Source organism: Liquorilactobacillus ghanensis DSM 18630 (genome assembly GCF_001435235.1).
Classification (GTDB): Bacteria; Bacillota; Bacilli; order Lactobacillales; family Lactobacillaceae; genus Liquorilactobacillus; species Liquorilactobacillus ghanensis.
The window spans coordinates 48,922-63,688 of record NZ_AZGB01000009.1; the positions used below are offsets into that span (position 1 = coordinate 48,922).

General features: G+C 36.8%; 16 protein-coding genes. 3 read left to right on the forward strand and 13 right to left on the reverse strand.

Annotated features, from left to right (window positions below; translation table 11 throughout):
- Nucleotides 1–57: 57 nt before the first annotated feature.
- From FC89_RS12980 to FC89_RS03185, 10 genes are all read right to left on the reverse strand, one after another.
- A complete protein-coding gene (locus tag FC89_RS12980; RefSeq protein ID WP_057871259.1) occupies nt 58–2,703 on the reverse strand; it encodes a DEAD/DEAH box helicase family protein in 2,646 nt (881 codons plus the stop codon).
- Nucleotides 2,704–2,708: 5 nt separating this feature from the next.
- The gene (locus FC89_RS03145; RefSeq protein ID WP_057871099.1) at nt 2,709–3,320 is read right to left on the reverse strand and encodes a hypothetical protein; all 612 of its coding nucleotides are present in this window, start codon (nt 3,318–3,320) and stop codon (nt 2,709–2,711) included.
- Between the two features lie 12 nt (nt 3,321–3,332).
- Complete coding sequence (locus FC89_RS03150; protein WP_057871100.1) at nt 3,333–3,896, reverse strand: hypothetical protein; 564 nt, start codon at nt 3,894–3,896, stop codon at nt 3,333–3,335.
- A 3-nt stretch (nt 3,897–3,899) separates the two neighbouring features.
- Entirely contained in the window at nt 3,900–4,115 is a 216-nt protein-coding gene (locus tag FC89_RS03155; protein ID WP_057871101.1) for a hypothetical protein, read from the reverse strand.
- 4 nt (nt 4,116–4,119) lie between these two features.
- Entirely contained in the window at nt 4,120–5,181 is a 1,062-nt protein-coding gene (locus FC89_RS03160; protein ID WP_057871102.1) for an ATP-binding protein, read from the reverse strand.
- Nucleotides 5,178–5,705, reverse strand: coding sequence for a hypothetical protein (locus FC89_RS03165; RefSeq protein ID WP_057871103.1), 528 nt, complete (start codon nt 5,703–5,705; stop codon nt 5,178–5,180). The genes FC89_RS03160 and FC89_RS03165 overlap by 4 nt, the downstream gene beginning before the upstream one ends.
- A gap of 4 nt (nt 5,706–5,709) precedes the next feature.
- The gene (locus tag FC89_RS03170; protein ID WP_057871104.1) at nt 5,710–7,011 is read right to left on the reverse strand and encodes an AAA family ATPase; all 1,302 of its coding nucleotides are present in this window, start codon (nt 7,009–7,011) and stop codon (nt 5,710–5,712) included.
- Nucleotides 6,995–7,261, reverse strand: a complete 267-nt coding sequence (locus FC89_RS03175; protein WP_157060644.1) for a hypothetical protein — start codon at nt 7,259–7,261, stop codon at nt 6,995–6,997. The genes FC89_RS03170 and FC89_RS03175 overlap by 17 nt, the downstream gene beginning before the upstream one ends.
- A 149-nt stretch (nt 7,262–7,410) precedes the next feature.
- The gene (locus FC89_RS03180; protein ID WP_057871106.1) at nt 7,411–8,037 is read right to left on the reverse strand and encodes a BRO-N domain-containing protein; all 627 of its coding nucleotides are present in this window, start codon (nt 8,035–8,037) and stop codon (nt 7,411–7,413) included.
- Between the two features lie 46 nt (nt 8,038–8,083).
- Nucleotides 8,084–8,290: a helix-turn-helix transcriptional regulator gene (locus FC89_RS03185; RefSeq protein ID WP_057871107.1), complete on the reverse strand. Its 207-nt coding sequence runs from the start codon at nt 8,288–8,290 to the stop codon at nt 8,084–8,086.
- A gap of 142 nt (nt 8,291–8,432) precedes the next feature.
- Between FC89_RS03185 and FC89_RS03190 the strand changes: the two genes are divergently transcribed.
- The 3 genes from FC89_RS03190 to FC89_RS03200 all read left to right on the forward strand — a co-directional run bounded on the left by FC89_RS03190 (nt 8,433) and on the right by FC89_RS03200 (nt 11,849).
- Nucleotides 8,433–9,062 carry a LexA family protein gene (locus FC89_RS03190; protein WP_057871108.1) on the forward strand — a complete coding sequence of 210 codons (630 nt, stop codon included), beginning with the start codon at nt 8,433–8,435 and terminating at the stop codon, nt 9,060–9,062.
- Between the two features lie 161 nt (nt 9,063–9,223).
- Entirely contained in the window at nt 9,224–10,279 is a 1,056-nt protein-coding gene (locus tag FC89_RS12940) for an MFS transporter (protein ID WP_338040044.1), read from the forward strand.
- A 133-nt stretch (nt 10,280–10,412) separates the two neighbouring features.
- The gene (locus FC89_RS03200; RefSeq protein WP_338040045.1) at nt 10,413–11,849 is read left to right on the forward strand and encodes a recombinase family protein; all 1,437 of its coding nucleotides are present in this window, start codon (nt 10,413–10,415) and stop codon (nt 11,847–11,849) included.
- 51 nt (nt 11,850–11,900) lie between these two features.
- On the opposite strand, the gene FC89_RS03205 is transcribed toward FC89_RS03200, so the two are convergent.
- From FC89_RS03205 to FC89_RS03215, 3 genes are all read right to left on the reverse strand, one after another.
- The gene (locus FC89_RS03205; protein WP_057871109.1) at nt 11,901–12,986 is read right to left on the reverse strand and encodes a type II secretion system F family protein; all 1,086 of its coding nucleotides are present in this window, start codon (nt 12,984–12,986) and stop codon (nt 11,901–11,903) included.
- Nucleotides 12,925–13,908 carry a competence type IV pilus ATPase ComGA gene (comGA, locus tag FC89_RS03210; protein WP_057871110.1) on the reverse strand — a complete coding sequence of 328 codons (984 nt, stop codon included), beginning with the start codon at nt 13,906–13,908 and terminating at the stop codon, nt 12,925–12,927. The genes FC89_RS03205 and comGA overlap by 62 nt, the downstream gene beginning before the upstream one ends.
- A gap of 112 nt (nt 13,909–14,020) precedes the next feature.
- Nucleotides 14,021–14,749, reverse strand: coding sequence for a YebC/PmpR family DNA-binding transcriptional regulator (locus FC89_RS03215; protein ID WP_057871111.1), 729 nt, complete (start codon nt 14,747–14,749; stop codon nt 14,021–14,023).
- Nucleotides 14,750–14,767: the final 18 nt, after the last annotated feature.

Below are 14,767 nucleotides of genomic sequence, written 5' to 3' on the forward strand. Positions count from 1 at the left end.
GCCAAACTATGCCACAGCATGGAATCGAACCATGCTGATGTCACCAGACTGTGGTGGTTATACTGTCATTAATTCTTCAGGCTTGTACTCAGTTGGCTTAATGCCATGTGGTGTGCGCCAACCGTTCGCCGCTATTCGGTTAATCATTTTGCTAGCACTTTCAAACTGCCAAGTTCCTACATGTCGGAATCCTCGGCCTTCTAAAAATCGAATCTGTTTAGGTGTAGTCAAACCGCCTTGACGTCTCATTGATAATCTGGTCAATAAAATATCTGCTTTCCCAGCATTATCAATTTCATCTGGCATAATACCCATTTTTTCGAGTGCTTTCTTCTGCTTGTCACTTGGCGGAGCCATTTCCCAGCCAAAACTTGGAACGTAACTCGAAAGATCTTCATCTTGGATTGACATTTCAAACTGTAGCGGATCAACTAACTTACGCTTACGACGCTTCATTTCAGCTAATTGCTTAGCTAGCGACTCCTCACGCTCCGCGACAACATCTTCAGCAGCTTCTTTTTCTGCTTCTTCAATGTCAACTGGCGCAGTAGAATCCTGGATGTTTTCAGTCATCTTTTTAGCAACTTCGTTGTTTTTGGTAATAAGGTGTGCTGGATGGCATAGGTCTAAACGCTCCGTGTGCCACAGAAAATCTAGTAACAGCAGTTCTTTCTTACCTGGTGAAAGTCGAGTTCCGCGCCCTACCATCTGCGAATACAAACCGCGGACTTTTGTCGGTCTTAGAACGATAATGCAATCAACGCTTGGGCAGTCCCAGCCTTCCGTCAGCAGCATTGAATTACATAAGACGTTGTACTTTCCAGCTTCAAAGTCAGCTAATTTCTGTTTACGATCATCTGATTCTCCGTCGACTTCAGTAGCTTTAAATCCGTGTCGATTTAAAATTTCAGTGAACTTCTTTGACGTTTTGACAAGCGGTAAAAACACAACTGTCTTGCGATTCATGCAATTTTTAACCATCTCGTCAGCTATTTGTTCCAGGTATGGATCCAATGCAGTGCCTAGTTCCTTGCTGCTAAAATCTCCGGCCTGTTGCTTAACACCTGAAATATCTAATCTCAATGGAATTGTCAGCGCCTTGATTGGCGTTAAATACCCATCTTTGATCGAGGCTGGTAAGCTGTACTCGTAAGCCAAGCTATCAAAATATTCGCCTAAGTTTCGTTGATCGCCTCGATCTGCTGTAGCAGTTACGCCTAAAACTTTGGCACCTTCAAAATAATTTAGAACTCGTTGGTAACCGTCTGAAATACAATGATGTGCTTCATCGACTACAATCGTGTCAAAGTAATCTTTAGAGAACTGATTCAGCCTTTTTGACCTCTGCAATGTTTGAACGGACCCGACTACTACGCGATAGAAACTGCCTAGACTAGTCTGTTCAGCCTTTTCAGTTGCTGTTTTAAGTCCTGTCGCTTTGGCTAGCTTATCTGAAGCTTGTTCTAACAACTCTCCACGGTGTGCCAGGACTAGAACACGTTCGCCTTTTCTAACGCAATCTTCAATCACTTTGGCAAACACGATCGTCTTTCCACAATTATGTGTAAGCGTAAAATCATCTAGTAAATATCTATTATCCTTATCAACAGTAAATCCTATAAATTTTCTTGAATCTAATTTTTCAATCTTAAATCCAGTTCTTAAAACATTTTTCTTCTGCTTTCTAGGCAAAGCTTTTTTTCTTTCAATGTGGCAAGGAATCTTCGAGCATTCACCGCTAATAGAAACTCGATAATACGTTCCTTTAAATCCATTTTGTGATTTTTTGATGCAGCTTTTTACGTAAGCCGCCAATCCGACGGATCTACACATGAAAGTCATGTCATAAGCAAGCTTTTTTGAAGCTGAAATATAATCATATCCATTGCATGTTAAGGATCCATCAGTATCAATTAGTCCTGCAATAACGTTCAATCTTGTTTTTAAAGATCCGGTTTTATATGCAAATGGAACCTCTTTGTCATAAGAACCCTTTCTTCTTACGCCTAATTCTTTTAACTGTCTATGCAGTTTGCTTCCTTTAACTCCAAGTTTTCCTGTTTTAAACGTGTAAGTAAAAGCTTTTCCTGTAGGATGTTTAACATATTTCATGTTGTAAACTTTGCATTGCTCATCTATTTCTTTTTTTATTTCTTTATCCATTGTTGTTAGTTCGATGGAATTTTTAATTTCTCCATCTCCTAAAAGCAGCCCTAAAAAATAAGGATCAATTGTAATTTTTTTATTTCCTTTGAAATTTTTGATTTCACTGCTTCTTATTAACTTGTGAATATGCTTTTTATTTTTAGACCAAGTTAAATATTCTTTAACTGAAACATCAATTAATCTTCCATTTAAAAAATCACATGGGTATTTTCTTCTACTTTTTTCATTAATTCTTACTAAAGTTAATTTGTGATTTTCTGTAACAATAAATGGTTTTCCTTTAATAGGAATTATTTTGTACATTTGTTCAGAACCTGCATGTTTAAAAAGAACTTTCCTTGGTGTTCCATCAAGACCTAATAGTTCATCACCAACGTTTATTTTTTTAACATTTTTTAATGAACCATCTGACATTAATAAATTTTGTTCTAACGAGTGACATCCCGTTGGGAGGACCAATAAGGTTTTCTTATGTCCCTTTTCCCATTCTGATTCAACTTTTTTACGTGCTGTTTGTTGATATGGTCTTAATTCGATTGTTTTCACCCCCTAAAAGTTCTCATTGGTGTAATCAAATAGTCTAAGTTTTCATAAACCAGTAAGAATGGTTTTAACATGCTTTCCTGGAGTTTAAATTCAACATTTCCAAATTTCTTTATTTCTTTGATGCTTTCTAAGGCGTTCACTAACCATTTGCTGTTAAACTTAATGCTCATTTCCTCACCAGAGAAATTTTCAATATCAACGTTTAGCTTTTGATTAATGTTTGTACTATCTAGCACTTCGTTTTCTAAAATCATCTTGCTATTGTCAACCGACATTTTTGTGCAATTAATAAAATCATTTGGCAAACTTTTTAATAGCGGAATAAGTTCCACAGCTTTGTTGATGTTTATTTCAAATTTAGTAGCAAATTTGGTTGGAATTAGTTCGTCAATTTCCGGATAATTTCCATCGTCAAAATAAAAATTAGTTAAATTCAGATTGAAACTTAAATCTTTAGGAGCTATATTTCTAAATCTGATAAGTTGGTGGCTATCAGTTGCAACGACGTTTCCATTCTCAAAGTGTGCGCATTGAAGGATTGGACGTGCTTCGCCAACATTTTTAATAACGTTTTTCAATCCTTTCTCAATTCCTGTATTGAGTCTCATTTTTAACCTCCTTTAAAATGCTCCTGTTTGGAATCCGCCTTGCTGTTGTCCCTGTTGCTGTCCCCATTGCTGATTAGGTTGTGTTGGCTGTTGTGGTGCTTGCTGGTTGAAGTTTGGTTGTTGCTGAACTACACCAGCGTTGGCGGTAGGTTTCAAAAATTCTTTTACACGATTATTCTGTTTTTTGTTGCCGTCTTTGTCTGTATAGTTATTTACTTCTAGTTTCGCCTGGCCGCTTGCTCCAATCACTTGATTCCATTTAGGCTGGAAGGGCTGACCGATTTCTTGCACTTGCCCAATCGAATTGAAGAACTGTGTCAGTTTCCAGGTGAATTTTTTCATCAAGTACAATCGTTCTTTGATAGTCGTTTTACCTTTTTCGCCGCCATCAACTTCGACTGTTACCTCCGCATAAGGCGCACCGTTGGGAATTTTGCTACTTTGACCAGAATAGATTTTGCGTTCTAAATTTGTTACTTGGAATGGATAATTTCCCTCAGGCAGTAAAGTGAACTCACTTTCTTCAGCTACCCAACCTTCATTCCAATTTAGAAACTCGTTTTCGTTATTATTCATTTATTAATCTTCCTTTCTTGCTTCAGCTATTTTTTGAATTGCCTCTAAATTGCCAATCAATGCCGAAATACCATTGTGAGTGAAGTAAAATTCATGTTCATGAAGTTTCTGACCACGTTTCTGTGATCTTGCGACTATTTTAAACTCGTTACCCACGGTACTAATTTCAAGTTCAGACATGATTTCTTTTTTAGATAATGCTTCATTAATTAATATCATTTCATCACTTCCTTATTTTGTTTTTTAGAAATTTCAAAGTGTTATCCCAGTTGGTTGCCAAATATTTCCACAAATCAGCCGGAATATTTTCTAGTGGCGTGTCCGCCGGCATGAACCCACCTTGATAAATCACTTGTGTAATCTCATCAGAAGTCACGTGGTTAATCTTCATTAAATCAGCTACACTTTGCGGAATTACATCTGGAATATCTTCTGAATATTCTGGCGCTGGGTCTGGCTGTGGGACTGGATCTGGTTGTTTCGGTGGAACCGGCCCTACTTCTTGATCAGTGGCTTTAGCTTGTGGAGTTGCTGGTTGAATTGGCTCACTGACTGGCGGTGCTACTGGTGTAGTAGCTTTCATAAATGCCTGTTCAATTTGAGAATAGTCGAATGGTAATTCATCTGGTAAACCTAATCTATTCTTTGCATCCCATGTTGGCCGATGCGTAGTGTACATAACGCGTTGCCCACCGGTTGCTTTTTTGCTGTTTGTTTTTTCATCTGTTAAAATCAGAGTTTTATAATTGGCAAATAATACCATGTCGGCCCATTCCTTAACGAGTGGTGCAGTCTTTTTTTCAAGTTTCAATTCGTAGCGATCATAAGCGCCCATTTCGTCAGGCTCTTCTTTTTTCCGTAGCCAAGCATGTGCAGTGATTACAACATTGATGCCAGCTTCAATTACTTCACTTAATTTGTTGAGCAGCCCTCCAATTTCGCCGGCTAATGCTACGTACCGTGCTCCATATCCAGTAGCGTCAATTGCATTCCACCCATTTTTTTGCATCAAATGTTGTTTGCATAATTCTTCGGCCCAGTCCATCGTGTCGATTACTAATGTTTTGCAAGGCTTATTCGTCTTAACATATTCAACTTGCTGTAATAGCATTTCCCAGCTGGTGGGCTTGTCAAATCGGTTAACATTCAGATATAAAGTTGAATCTTCTGTGTCGATAAACAGCGGATCTGGAAACTGACTTGCAAAAGTAGTTTTACCAATACCTTCGACTCCGAAAATCACCACCTTTTGCGGTTTTGGAATGATTCCGCTTGTAATATTCATTTTTTTGAACCTCTCTTTCTTCGATTATTAGCTTGGGTTTTTGCGTCTACCCAGCGACAGTTTTCTGGAGCATATGGTCCGTTAACGTCAATACGATCAATAGTACATTCCATATATTTAGCATTTGGTTTATATCCATTTAATAAAGCCCATGTTTTAAAAGCGCTAAAATTGTGTTTCCATTCATCACACATTACAATCCCACGCCCACCATAGTTTTTATAATCTTTACGATTTTTGTCATAGCAGCGTTGTTGAATAGAATGAAATACATTATATAAACGACTATGAGATCCATGATGTGTTCCATTTAATTTATTTCTTTTTGCTAGTTGTTCTGAATGGATGCATCCACAACTTTTAGTATTCCCAGAAACTAAACTATTCGAAGGAACCACAATCTCGTTTCCACAGTCACATTGGCAAAGCCATAAAGGACGTTTTTCATATTTTTCATGTGGTATCCTACTAATCACAGTTAATCTTCCATATCTTTTACCAGTACGGTCGATAAATCTGCTCATTTTTTTAAAATGCTCCTTTCCCTGTCCAACCCGTTGCTGGTTTAGGCTGTTCAACAGTTTGTTCTTGTCCTTTAACATAACCGTCCTCAATTACAATGCTGCATTCCCCACCCGTTGAAACTCGTGTGGCGATAGCTTGTAAGTCTTGTTCTTTGAGCCAATCGCCAAACTGATTCAAAGTATTTAGGTCCATCTGCTCAAGCTTGTCTAAAAGAACAAATCCGCAATCTGGTTTCAGCTGACGAACAATCGCAGTCGATACTTTCAGTTGATCTGAACCGCTCATGTTGTCCCACTTCTGACCGTGATAAGTTAACTCTCCGTCTTCAACAGATAATCCTGGCAAAGGTAATTTAGCGTTATCCAGCAGTGCGGCTTTATCTTTCCTAACTTGCTCAATTTGTTCAGTCAGCTTGTTGTACTGATTGGCGTACTGTCTTGCATCGTCCTCGGCCTTATCTTTGTCGAGATTAGCTCTAACTTTGCGATTGATTTCGTCAATCTGCGATAAATTTTCCTCAAGCTCTGCCGTTGATTCATCGTGCAGACTTAGCGCGTCTTTTTGAGCTATTTGCAAATCTGCTTCAGTTTTAGCGTGTTTGGCTTGTAGCTGTGCTAGTTGTTCCTGAAGTTGCTTGATTTGCTGATTCTCAAGCTCGAAACGTCCTTGAATTTCTTTGACTTGCTGGCGCTTTCGAGCATTCTCGCCGTTTTTAGCCAGGATTGCTTGTTGTTGTTTGATTAGCTCGCTAACATCAACTAGCTGCTTAGGCGCATCCGGAAAATAAGGCTGTTCTTTAGCATACTTACCTTTTTGATCAGCTATCTGTCCGATCGCACGACGCTGATTGTAAATTTCCTGTTCTTGCTGTTCCAGCTGGTAAAGCTTGTCACCAACACCAATGATTCGCAGTAAGATTTTTGCTTTTTCCTTATTCGTCGATTCCATGAACTTTGGTAAATTCAAGGCTAATTCTTCAACGAAATCATTTAGTAGCTGTTGACCACCCTTTTCTCCATTGGGGTCAATTACTTTCAGACTTGAATTTTTCCCAGTCCGTTCAACTATTAAGCCGTTGTTCATAACAATATGCAATTTTGGCGGAATCACTGAACCTTCTCGCATTGCTTTTGACGGTTTGTATTTATTACCACCGAGTGCCCAAGCGATCGCATCAAGTACACTTGTTTTCCCCTGGTTGTTAGCACCGCCCAGGATAGTTAATCCATTTTGGCTAGGTTCAAGTTTTACTGCCTTAACCCGCTTGACGTTTTCGATTTCGAGTTTGTTAATCTTGACTGACATTTACTTCATCTTCTTCCAAAATTAATTCTGATAATTCATCTTCTAACACGCCTAACATTTTGTATGAATTTGTAAGTGTTTCAGTTTCTCCAACCCAGATCAATCCAATGAAGTGCTTAACTACTCTAATTTTGTCTTTAACCTCTTTTATTCTGTTCATGTTTTTTGTCCTTTCTGTGGTATACTTTCTGTAAGAAATATTTGTAATGAAGCCTACTCGCAATAGGCTTCTATTTTTTTGATCAGCCAACACCCCCAATAGCACCTAATCACTTCCGCTTCTTTCAATTGCTAAAATTTCTCGTGAAAGTTCCAACGGCAAAACGACTTTCGCCGGGTCAAATTCCTTTCCATTCGCATCAAAGTTTCTTACTGTAAACTCCATAAAATCGCTCCTTTCTAAACTGGCTGTGGCTCTTTTGACTTTTCAGAATTGTAAATTGTCTTGCTGACTGAAATGTTCAAGCCGTATTTATCTTGCAAAGCCATTAGGTTTACGACATCTTCTAAAATATGTTCACGTTCTGCTAACATCTGCGGCGTCATATTGTTTTTCTTGACCATTTTCTTAAAACCAAATTTGTTCGATACTGCTTTGTTAGCCACTATGTTAGCTTTGATAAAATTTAACTGAACTGGGTGTGACAGCGATTGATTAAGTTGGTTCATCATCTTGCGTTGATGTTCTTTATCAAGTGTTTTGAAAATTTCAAATCCTTCTAAGCCTGATTGAGTACGCAGAGTTTTAATAACGTTGAAAACCCACCGCTTAAATTGTTTGGCTTCTTTTTTCTTGCTTGAAAAAATGGTGTCATAAATACCAAACTCATTTACAATTAGCATTTCTTGCATTCTTCCAAGTTTGTCTGGGACGTGGTCGGTTGAAACGACCTCATCATCTAAACGTTCTTTTACATATTTTGGTTTAAGTTCCATAGCGTTAGCTACATCTGAAAGAACCGCCCACCATTCTTCTTTGACTTGAACAAATCTTATTTGATGTCCATTCCAGATTTCTGTTTTCATAAAACCGTTCCTTTCTTACTTAAAGTGTGATTGAAGATATAAAAAATTAGGCTCTAATTAAATCAGCATTCAATTTGCAAACATAAGCAATACCATAAAGATTAATTGGCTTAATTTTCACTTTACCGGTTTCCCAGTAAGATATTGTTTTTGGCGATACACCAAGCAAATCAGCAAGCTCTTCTTGAGAATAACCCGCGTTTATCCGAGCAGCTTTCAAACTCATATCTCTTGGCTCAATTTTTGCTGTCATTTTACATTCCTCCTTTCGACATTTTCAATTTATCACGCTTAAAGTAAGATGTCAACACTTAAAGTACTATTTTTTCAAAAGAAGTGTATTTACATTACCACACTTTTAGTGTAATATGTAACTTGAAAGGAGGTAAAAAAATATGGCAAAAGAAAATAAAGTTAGATTAGCGCTTGCAAATAATTTAAAAGAAGAACTAAGCAAAAGAAGAATGACTGTTGCAGACCTAGCAAAGGCTCTTGATATTTCGGATTCAACAGTAAGAAGTTGGGCCAATGCTGAAAAATACCCAAGAATTGAAAAAATTCAACAACTAGCTGATTTTTTCCATATTACACGTTCAGAATTAATCAGCGAAAAGCCAGATAATATAATCCCAATAACTAAGACAGTTAAAGTACCATTATTGGGAGAGATTGCTTGTGGTGATCCGATTTTAGCTGAGGAAAACATTGAGGAATATATTGACGAACCGGTTAATTACTTGCCAAGCGGGAAGTGCTTTTATTTAAAAGCTAAGGGTGATTCGATGAAACCGACTATTCCAAGTGGATCAAAAGTTTTAATTCGTCAGCAGCCAACTGTTGAAGATGATGAAATAGCAGCTGTTTTGATGCTTGATACTAATGAAGCTACATTAAAAAGGATTAAGCATTCAGGAAAGACCATGTTCTTAATGCCTGACAATCCGGATTACACGCCAATTATTGTCGGCAAGGATAATCCAGTTAGGATTTTGGGGAAAGCTGTTAAATACACAGCGGAGTTATAAAAAATAAACTCTAGCTCGCAAGAGTGAAGGTAGCAAGCTAGAGTTTAGTAAGTATTCGAGTTAATTTTAACATAACTCGGATATTTTTTACATAATGTTATATAATCTTTTTAGATACACATATTCAGTAAACAACTATACTTATTCTTGGGGGCTTTTATATGAAAACAACTAAATTAGTTGTGGGGATTTTAATGATTGTTTTATCAGTTTACATAGTATTTCAATCTATGCTTGCTGGTTTTGGAGACGCACTAACAAACAGTGGCGGAACAAGTGAAGGATCAGGCTTAATATTTGCTATTCTCTTTTTAGCGTCAGGAATTGTTTACATAGTTAACAAATCCAAAACATCTCTTGGAAGCGATATAGCATGCATGGTAATGCTTTTGATCGCATGGTTAATTGGAATAACTATGTCAGGTATTTATGGTGATTTAATTGTTTGGAGTTGGCTTGCATTTATAATCGGAGTTGGTTTCTTTGTTTGGCATTTAATATCAAACAAAAAAAATCCAGTTTCAGATGAAAGCTCTACTTCTTACAAAGATAGCCAAAATCAAAAACTCAATAAACCATTTTATAAAAAATGGTGGGTATGGGTATTAGCAGTTGTTGTTATTATTTTTTTAATTGGTTCTTTTGGTAGTACTGGTAATTCTAAATCTAATAACAATACTAAGCAGAATAGTACAGAAAAGGTTTCTGGCCATTCAACTACAAATAAAGAAAAGGGAAATACCACTTCTCCTCAGAAAATAACTGTAAGTTATCAAAATTATTCAATTTCACATAGTAAAACATATCTAACTAACTACGAAAATACTATGTGGAATGCAGCAACAGTAAAAGTTGCAAAGATAGTTGTATATACGCTTAAGAATCCAACTAAATACAAATCAGCAAACGATGGTACTTTTCAGGCTACTGGCTTTGTGAGAATTTATTTTAATGTAAAAGCTAATAGAGATATTAGCATATATCCAACACAAGGCACTTATATTTTTAATAATACTGAACAACATGAAGCTGATGCCGGAGAAACATGGGACGGCGATATTAGCAACGGTGTAACCAAAAATGGAAGTGTCACTGTGCCTATTAAAGATGTTTCAAATTTAAAAACTGTAAGAATTAAATTTGATGGCAATTACAATACAAATGATTATGACGACAATAATTCAGATCACACATACGACTTTACTTTAAATCTGTAGATACAAAAAACACATCCCTCCCCGACCAAAGTTTGAGATGTGCCCTGTTAAAAAAATATTGAGGTGGACTGTGCGCAATATGCACACTCAACACCCTTTTTCTATTTTAAATTACGAAAGGAATGAATGCAACATGAACATGAAAGTTGCCTGTTATGTAAGAGTTTCAACCATTGATCAGGCCGAAGAAGGTTACTCAATTGGACAGCAAATTGACCGCCTGAAAAAATTCTGTGAAGCTAAAGATTACTCTATTTACAAAGTGTACAAGGATCCAGGCTTTTCTGGTTCTAATCTCGAAAGGCCGGCTATGCAGCAGTTGATTAATGACTGCCAAAATAATAAATTTGAAGCTGTTCTGGTGTATAAATTAGACCGGTTGAGCCGTTCCCAGAAAGACACCTTGCACTTAATAGAAGATGTGTTTAATGCTAATGAAATTGCTTTTGTAAGCTTAAATGAGAACTTCGATACGTCCACAGCGTTTGGGAAAGCGTCAATCGGAATTCTTTCGGTGTTTGCCCAGTTGGAGCGTGAACAGATAAAAGAACGCATGCAAATGGGGAAAATCGGACGTGCTAAAAATGGATTACCGATGTCGTGGCGCAATGCACCGTTTGGTTATCGTTATAAAAATCGTAAATTTGAAATTGATGAGTTTCAGGCAAACGTAGTTAAACGGATTTATAACGATTATTTAAGTGGAATATCCATTACAAAGCTACGGAACACACTGAACCAAGAAGGCCATTTAGGAAAGTCAGTCCCCTGGTCATATCGAACCGTCAGGCAAATTTTAGAACACCGAGTTTATACCGGTTTTAACGAATATAAAGGGAAAGTTTATCCAGGTATACATCAAGCAATTATTTCTAAAGATGTTTTTGAAAAAGTGCAAAAAGAATTAAAAGTCAGGCAAATTGAAGCTTATAAAAAGAACAATAATCCACGTCCTTTTCAGTCTAAATACATGTTATCGGGGCTACTAAAATGCGGATATTGCAGTGCCAACTTAGGTTTGCATATCTATGTACCACGCAAAGATGGATCACAATCAAAGTTTTATAAATGTCCAAGCTCTATTAAGAAAAAAACATTTACCAATCGCCAATATTCTTTTTGTAGTCAGCCATTTTTAAATAAAAAGGATTTAGAGGAACATGTTATCAGAGAAATCAGAAAGCTACAGTTAAATCCTCAAAGTATTGTCCATGAGCAAAATAACATTTCTGGTAATATCAAACTGTTAAAACAGCAATTAAAAAAGATTGATGTTAAATCCGAACGTCTGATGAATCTATACATTAATTCTGATTCGTTTGACTTAAAAATGCTTGATAAAAAGCGAAAACAGATTCAGCAAGAACGAGCTCAAATAAACGAGCAAATCAAAGACATTAAAAACAAAACTCCTGAGCTAAGTCCTGACGGAGCGACTGCAATTTTAAAGGAATGTGGAAACATTGAGAAGCTTTCTTATGAAAAACAAAAATTAGTTGTTAGAAAACTGATTAAAGAAATAATAGTAAAAGGTCATGATATTAGTGTTAGCTGGCGCTTTGAACTATAAAAACATTTAGTAACTGTTATTTCAATTAAAGTAAAACCTTGAAAACGTGCCTTATTCTTTTCCATAATTCAAACCTCCAATATTTTGATACATTGGCAATAAAATACTTAAATAAATAAAAACAATTGCCAGTCCAATTATGATAAACATTATCGGTTGAACAAGCTCGATCATCCGATTCAGTTCCAGCAGTAATCGTCGATAAGTTAAATCGGCATAATATAATAATTCGTGGCTTAAATCCTTAAGTGTGCTTCCTTTACTGAAAAATAAACGAAATTCTGGTGGAATATATTTCTTTTGCTCAGCCAAAAAACGTAATTCACTACCTGAAGCCGACAAAGTTTGTAAGTTCAAATTAAACTGATAAAGTAGTGATTTTTGATCAAATCGATCTAAAAGCTGACAAATACTTTTAAGATCCAGCCCACCATTTAGTAACAAGCCCAAATTAAAAGCTAAATAATAGTATGCATATGTCCGAAATAGTTTTCCTAAAATCGGTATTTCGCAGAACCAATCCCATCGCGAAATATAATGTCGCTTTTTAAAATTTTGTCTGATTTTACTTAAATAAATAAGTACGCTAAGAAATACTCCACCCAAAATAACTAATAACGTTAATTTTAACCAATAAAGTGTCATATTCGGAGCTGTCGAATCAGGTTGAATCAATTGCAATTCTGGTTTCAGCCAAAATGTTATGCTGAACAGTAAAAACAGCATCATTATGATTAAAATCAATGGATATAATAATACTGCCCGTAGATGCTGTAAATGTTGCTGCTTTTGTGTATAAAACTTTCCTAATTGTTGCAAACAAGGCAACAGCATTCCATGAGATTCAGCAATCCATAATTGATCAGCTACATCACGACTAATAAATGGTCGTAAACTGGCACTTAACGTTTGACCTTTATTCAACTCAGCAGCCAACTTGCTAAATCTTGCTTGGTCATGCGGATAAAGTAAGGGCAAATCAATTGCTATTTGCTTTAAAGAAAATCCTTCACGCAGCAAAGCATAATATGTCTGAAAGAACTCTGTTTGCTGCTGCAAAGTCCAACGCTTTTGTTTAGCCTGCTGTAAAAGCTTTCTTTGTCGATAAAGAGATCCAATTGTTTTGAAAACATTCATTAAGTTGTTGCCCCCATTCAGCTGAAATTGAACTACTACTTAAAGCAATTAAACTTGTTTGGTCAACTACCATTTGTTCACACAAAACTTTAAATGACTGGTTTATAGTTGGTAAAAGTCGCTGATAATTAACCACGCGAACAGCCGCTGCCACATCAGCTGCTGGAATCTGCCAATCCAATAGCCGTCGCAGAGCACTTGCGGCACAATCAGCATGAATTGTTGTAAAAACTAAATGACCGCTTAATGCTGCATCAAACACTGCTTGAGCTGTTGCCTGATCTCTGATTTCACCAATAATTAGAAGATCTGGATGATGCCTTAAAGCTGCTTTCAGTAAATTTAAATAAGTCATTCCTGCTTTTTCATTAACCTGCAATTGTAAAAAAGTTGGTTCATAAATTTCAACCGGATCTTCAATCGTCATCACTTGCTGTTGGCTGCATAAATTTGCCAACTGATACATAGTAGTTGTCTTACCGGAACTAACGGGACCGCAAAACAAAATTAAACCTTTGGACTGGAGCTGCTGTTTAAGAAATTGATATTGATTTTCAAAGAAAAAGCTGTCCTGCATCAGTGGCAACTGATAAATTAACCGAATAACCATTGATTCTTTTCCTTGAAAATCACCCACTGTTGAAATTCTGCCAAAAACTTTATGATTTGAAGCCTGTAGACCGTCAAACACCAAGGAACCGGTTTGTGGCCGGCGATGTTCACTCAACATTAATCCTGCTCTGAATTTTAAATAATTAATAATCTGCATGCCAAAATTTTGCGGAATACGCCGATAAATTTTTAAATTATTTTGTGCTAAAATTTTTATTTCAAAATCGCTACCCTGCGGCATAAAATAAACATCTGTCGCAGTTTGCGTTACAAAATCTTGCAACATTTCAGTTATTAATTTTTCGATCATCTTTTCACCCCCCTGTTGTAATTAAATACGCAGTAAAAAAAATTTTGACAAAAAAAAGCTTGAAAACGAAAATTTCGCTTTCAAGCTGTATTTTAATTATTTTTATATTAAATTAATCTTCTGGTAATTCGCCTGCATGATAAACTTCGGAGACGTCATCTTCATCTTCCAACCGGTCCAACATTCTTTCAAACTGTTCAACCTTGTCAGCCGGAACAGGTACATAGTTCTTAGGAATCATTGTCAACTCAGCATTCGCTAAATCGTACTTTTTCTCCAACGCATCTCGAACAGCGGTAAAATCTTTCGGATCTGTATAAATTTCGAAAACATCATCCGAAGTTTGAAGATCTTCAGCTCCAGCGTCGATAACATCTTCAAACATTTGATCTTCATCAACATCTAAGCCTTCACGAGCAATTGCAATATAGCCTCGTCGGTCAAACATAAAACTAACCGAACCAGTTTCACCTAAATTGCCGCCATTACGCGTAAAATCAGCTCGGACTGCGGATGCTGTCCGATTACGATTATCAGTTAATGCATGAACTAAGACTGCAACGCCTCCTGGGCCATAACCCTCGTAGGTGATTTCTTCATAGTTAGCACCATCTGCACCAGTTGATTTATCAATCGCACGTTTAACATTATCCTTCGGCATATTTGCAGCACGCGCTTTATCAAGCATTAAGCGCAATTGCGGATTACCATCCGGATCAGGACCGCCACTTCTAGCCGCCATATAAATTTCACGTGATAATTTTTGGAAAATTTTACCGCGTTTGGCATCCTGAGCATTTTTTCGGCCCTGGATGTTATTCCATTTAGAATGTCCTGACATTTCCAATACCTCTTTCCA

Coding starts and splice junctions, on each gene's coding strand:
- FC89_RS03155 (WP_057871101.1), bottom strand. CDS start 4,115: ATGATATTAATTAATGAAGCATTATCTAAAAAAGAAATCATGTCTGAA.
- FC89_RS12940 (WP_338040044.1), top strand. CDS start 9,224: ATGAAAACAACTAAATTAGTTGTGGGGATTTTAATGATTGTTTTATCA.
- FC89_RS03185 (WP_057871107.1), bottom strand. CDS start 8,290: ATGACAGCAAAAATTGAGCCAAGAGATATGAGTTTGAAAGCTGCTCGG.
- FC89_RS03190 (WP_057871108.1), top strand. CDS start 8,433: ATGGCAAAAGAAAATAAAGTTAGATTAGCGCTTGCAAATAATTTAAAA.
- comGA (WP_057871110.1), bottom strand. CDS start 13,908: ATGATCGAAAAATTAATAACTGAAATGTTGCAAGATTTTGTAACGCAA.
- FC89_RS03205 (WP_057871109.1), bottom strand. CDS start 12,986: ATGAATGTTTTCAAAACAATTGGATCTCTTTATCGACAAAGAAAGCTT.
- FC89_RS03160 (WP_057871102.1), bottom strand. CDS start 5,181: ATGAATATTACAAGCGGAATCATTCCAAAACCGCAAAAGGTGGTGATT.
- FC89_RS03150 (WP_057871100.1), bottom strand. CDS start 3,896: ATGAATAATAACGAAAACGAGTTTCTAAATTGGAATGAAGGTTGGGTA.
- FC89_RS03215 (WP_057871111.1), bottom strand. CDS start 14,749: ATGTCAGGACATTCTAAATGGAATAACATCCAGGGCCGAAAAAATGCT.
- FC89_RS03145 (WP_057871099.1), bottom strand. CDS start 3,320: ATGAGACTCAATACAGGAATTGAGAAAGGATTGAAAAACGTTATTAAA.
- FC89_RS03170 (WP_057871104.1), bottom strand. CDS start 7,011: ATGTCAGTCAAGATTAACAAACTCGAAATCGAAAACGTCAAGCGGGTT.
- FC89_RS03180 (WP_057871106.1), bottom strand. CDS start 8,037: ATGAAAACAGAAATCTGGAATGGACATCAAATAAGATTTGTTCAAGTC.
- FC89_RS03165 (WP_057871103.1), bottom strand. CDS start 5,705: ATGAGCAGATTTATCGACCGTACTGGTAAAAGATATGGAAGATTAACT.
- FC89_RS03200 (WP_338040045.1), top strand. CDS start 10,413: ATGAACATGAAAGTTGCCTGTTATGTAAGAGTTTCAACCATTGATCAG.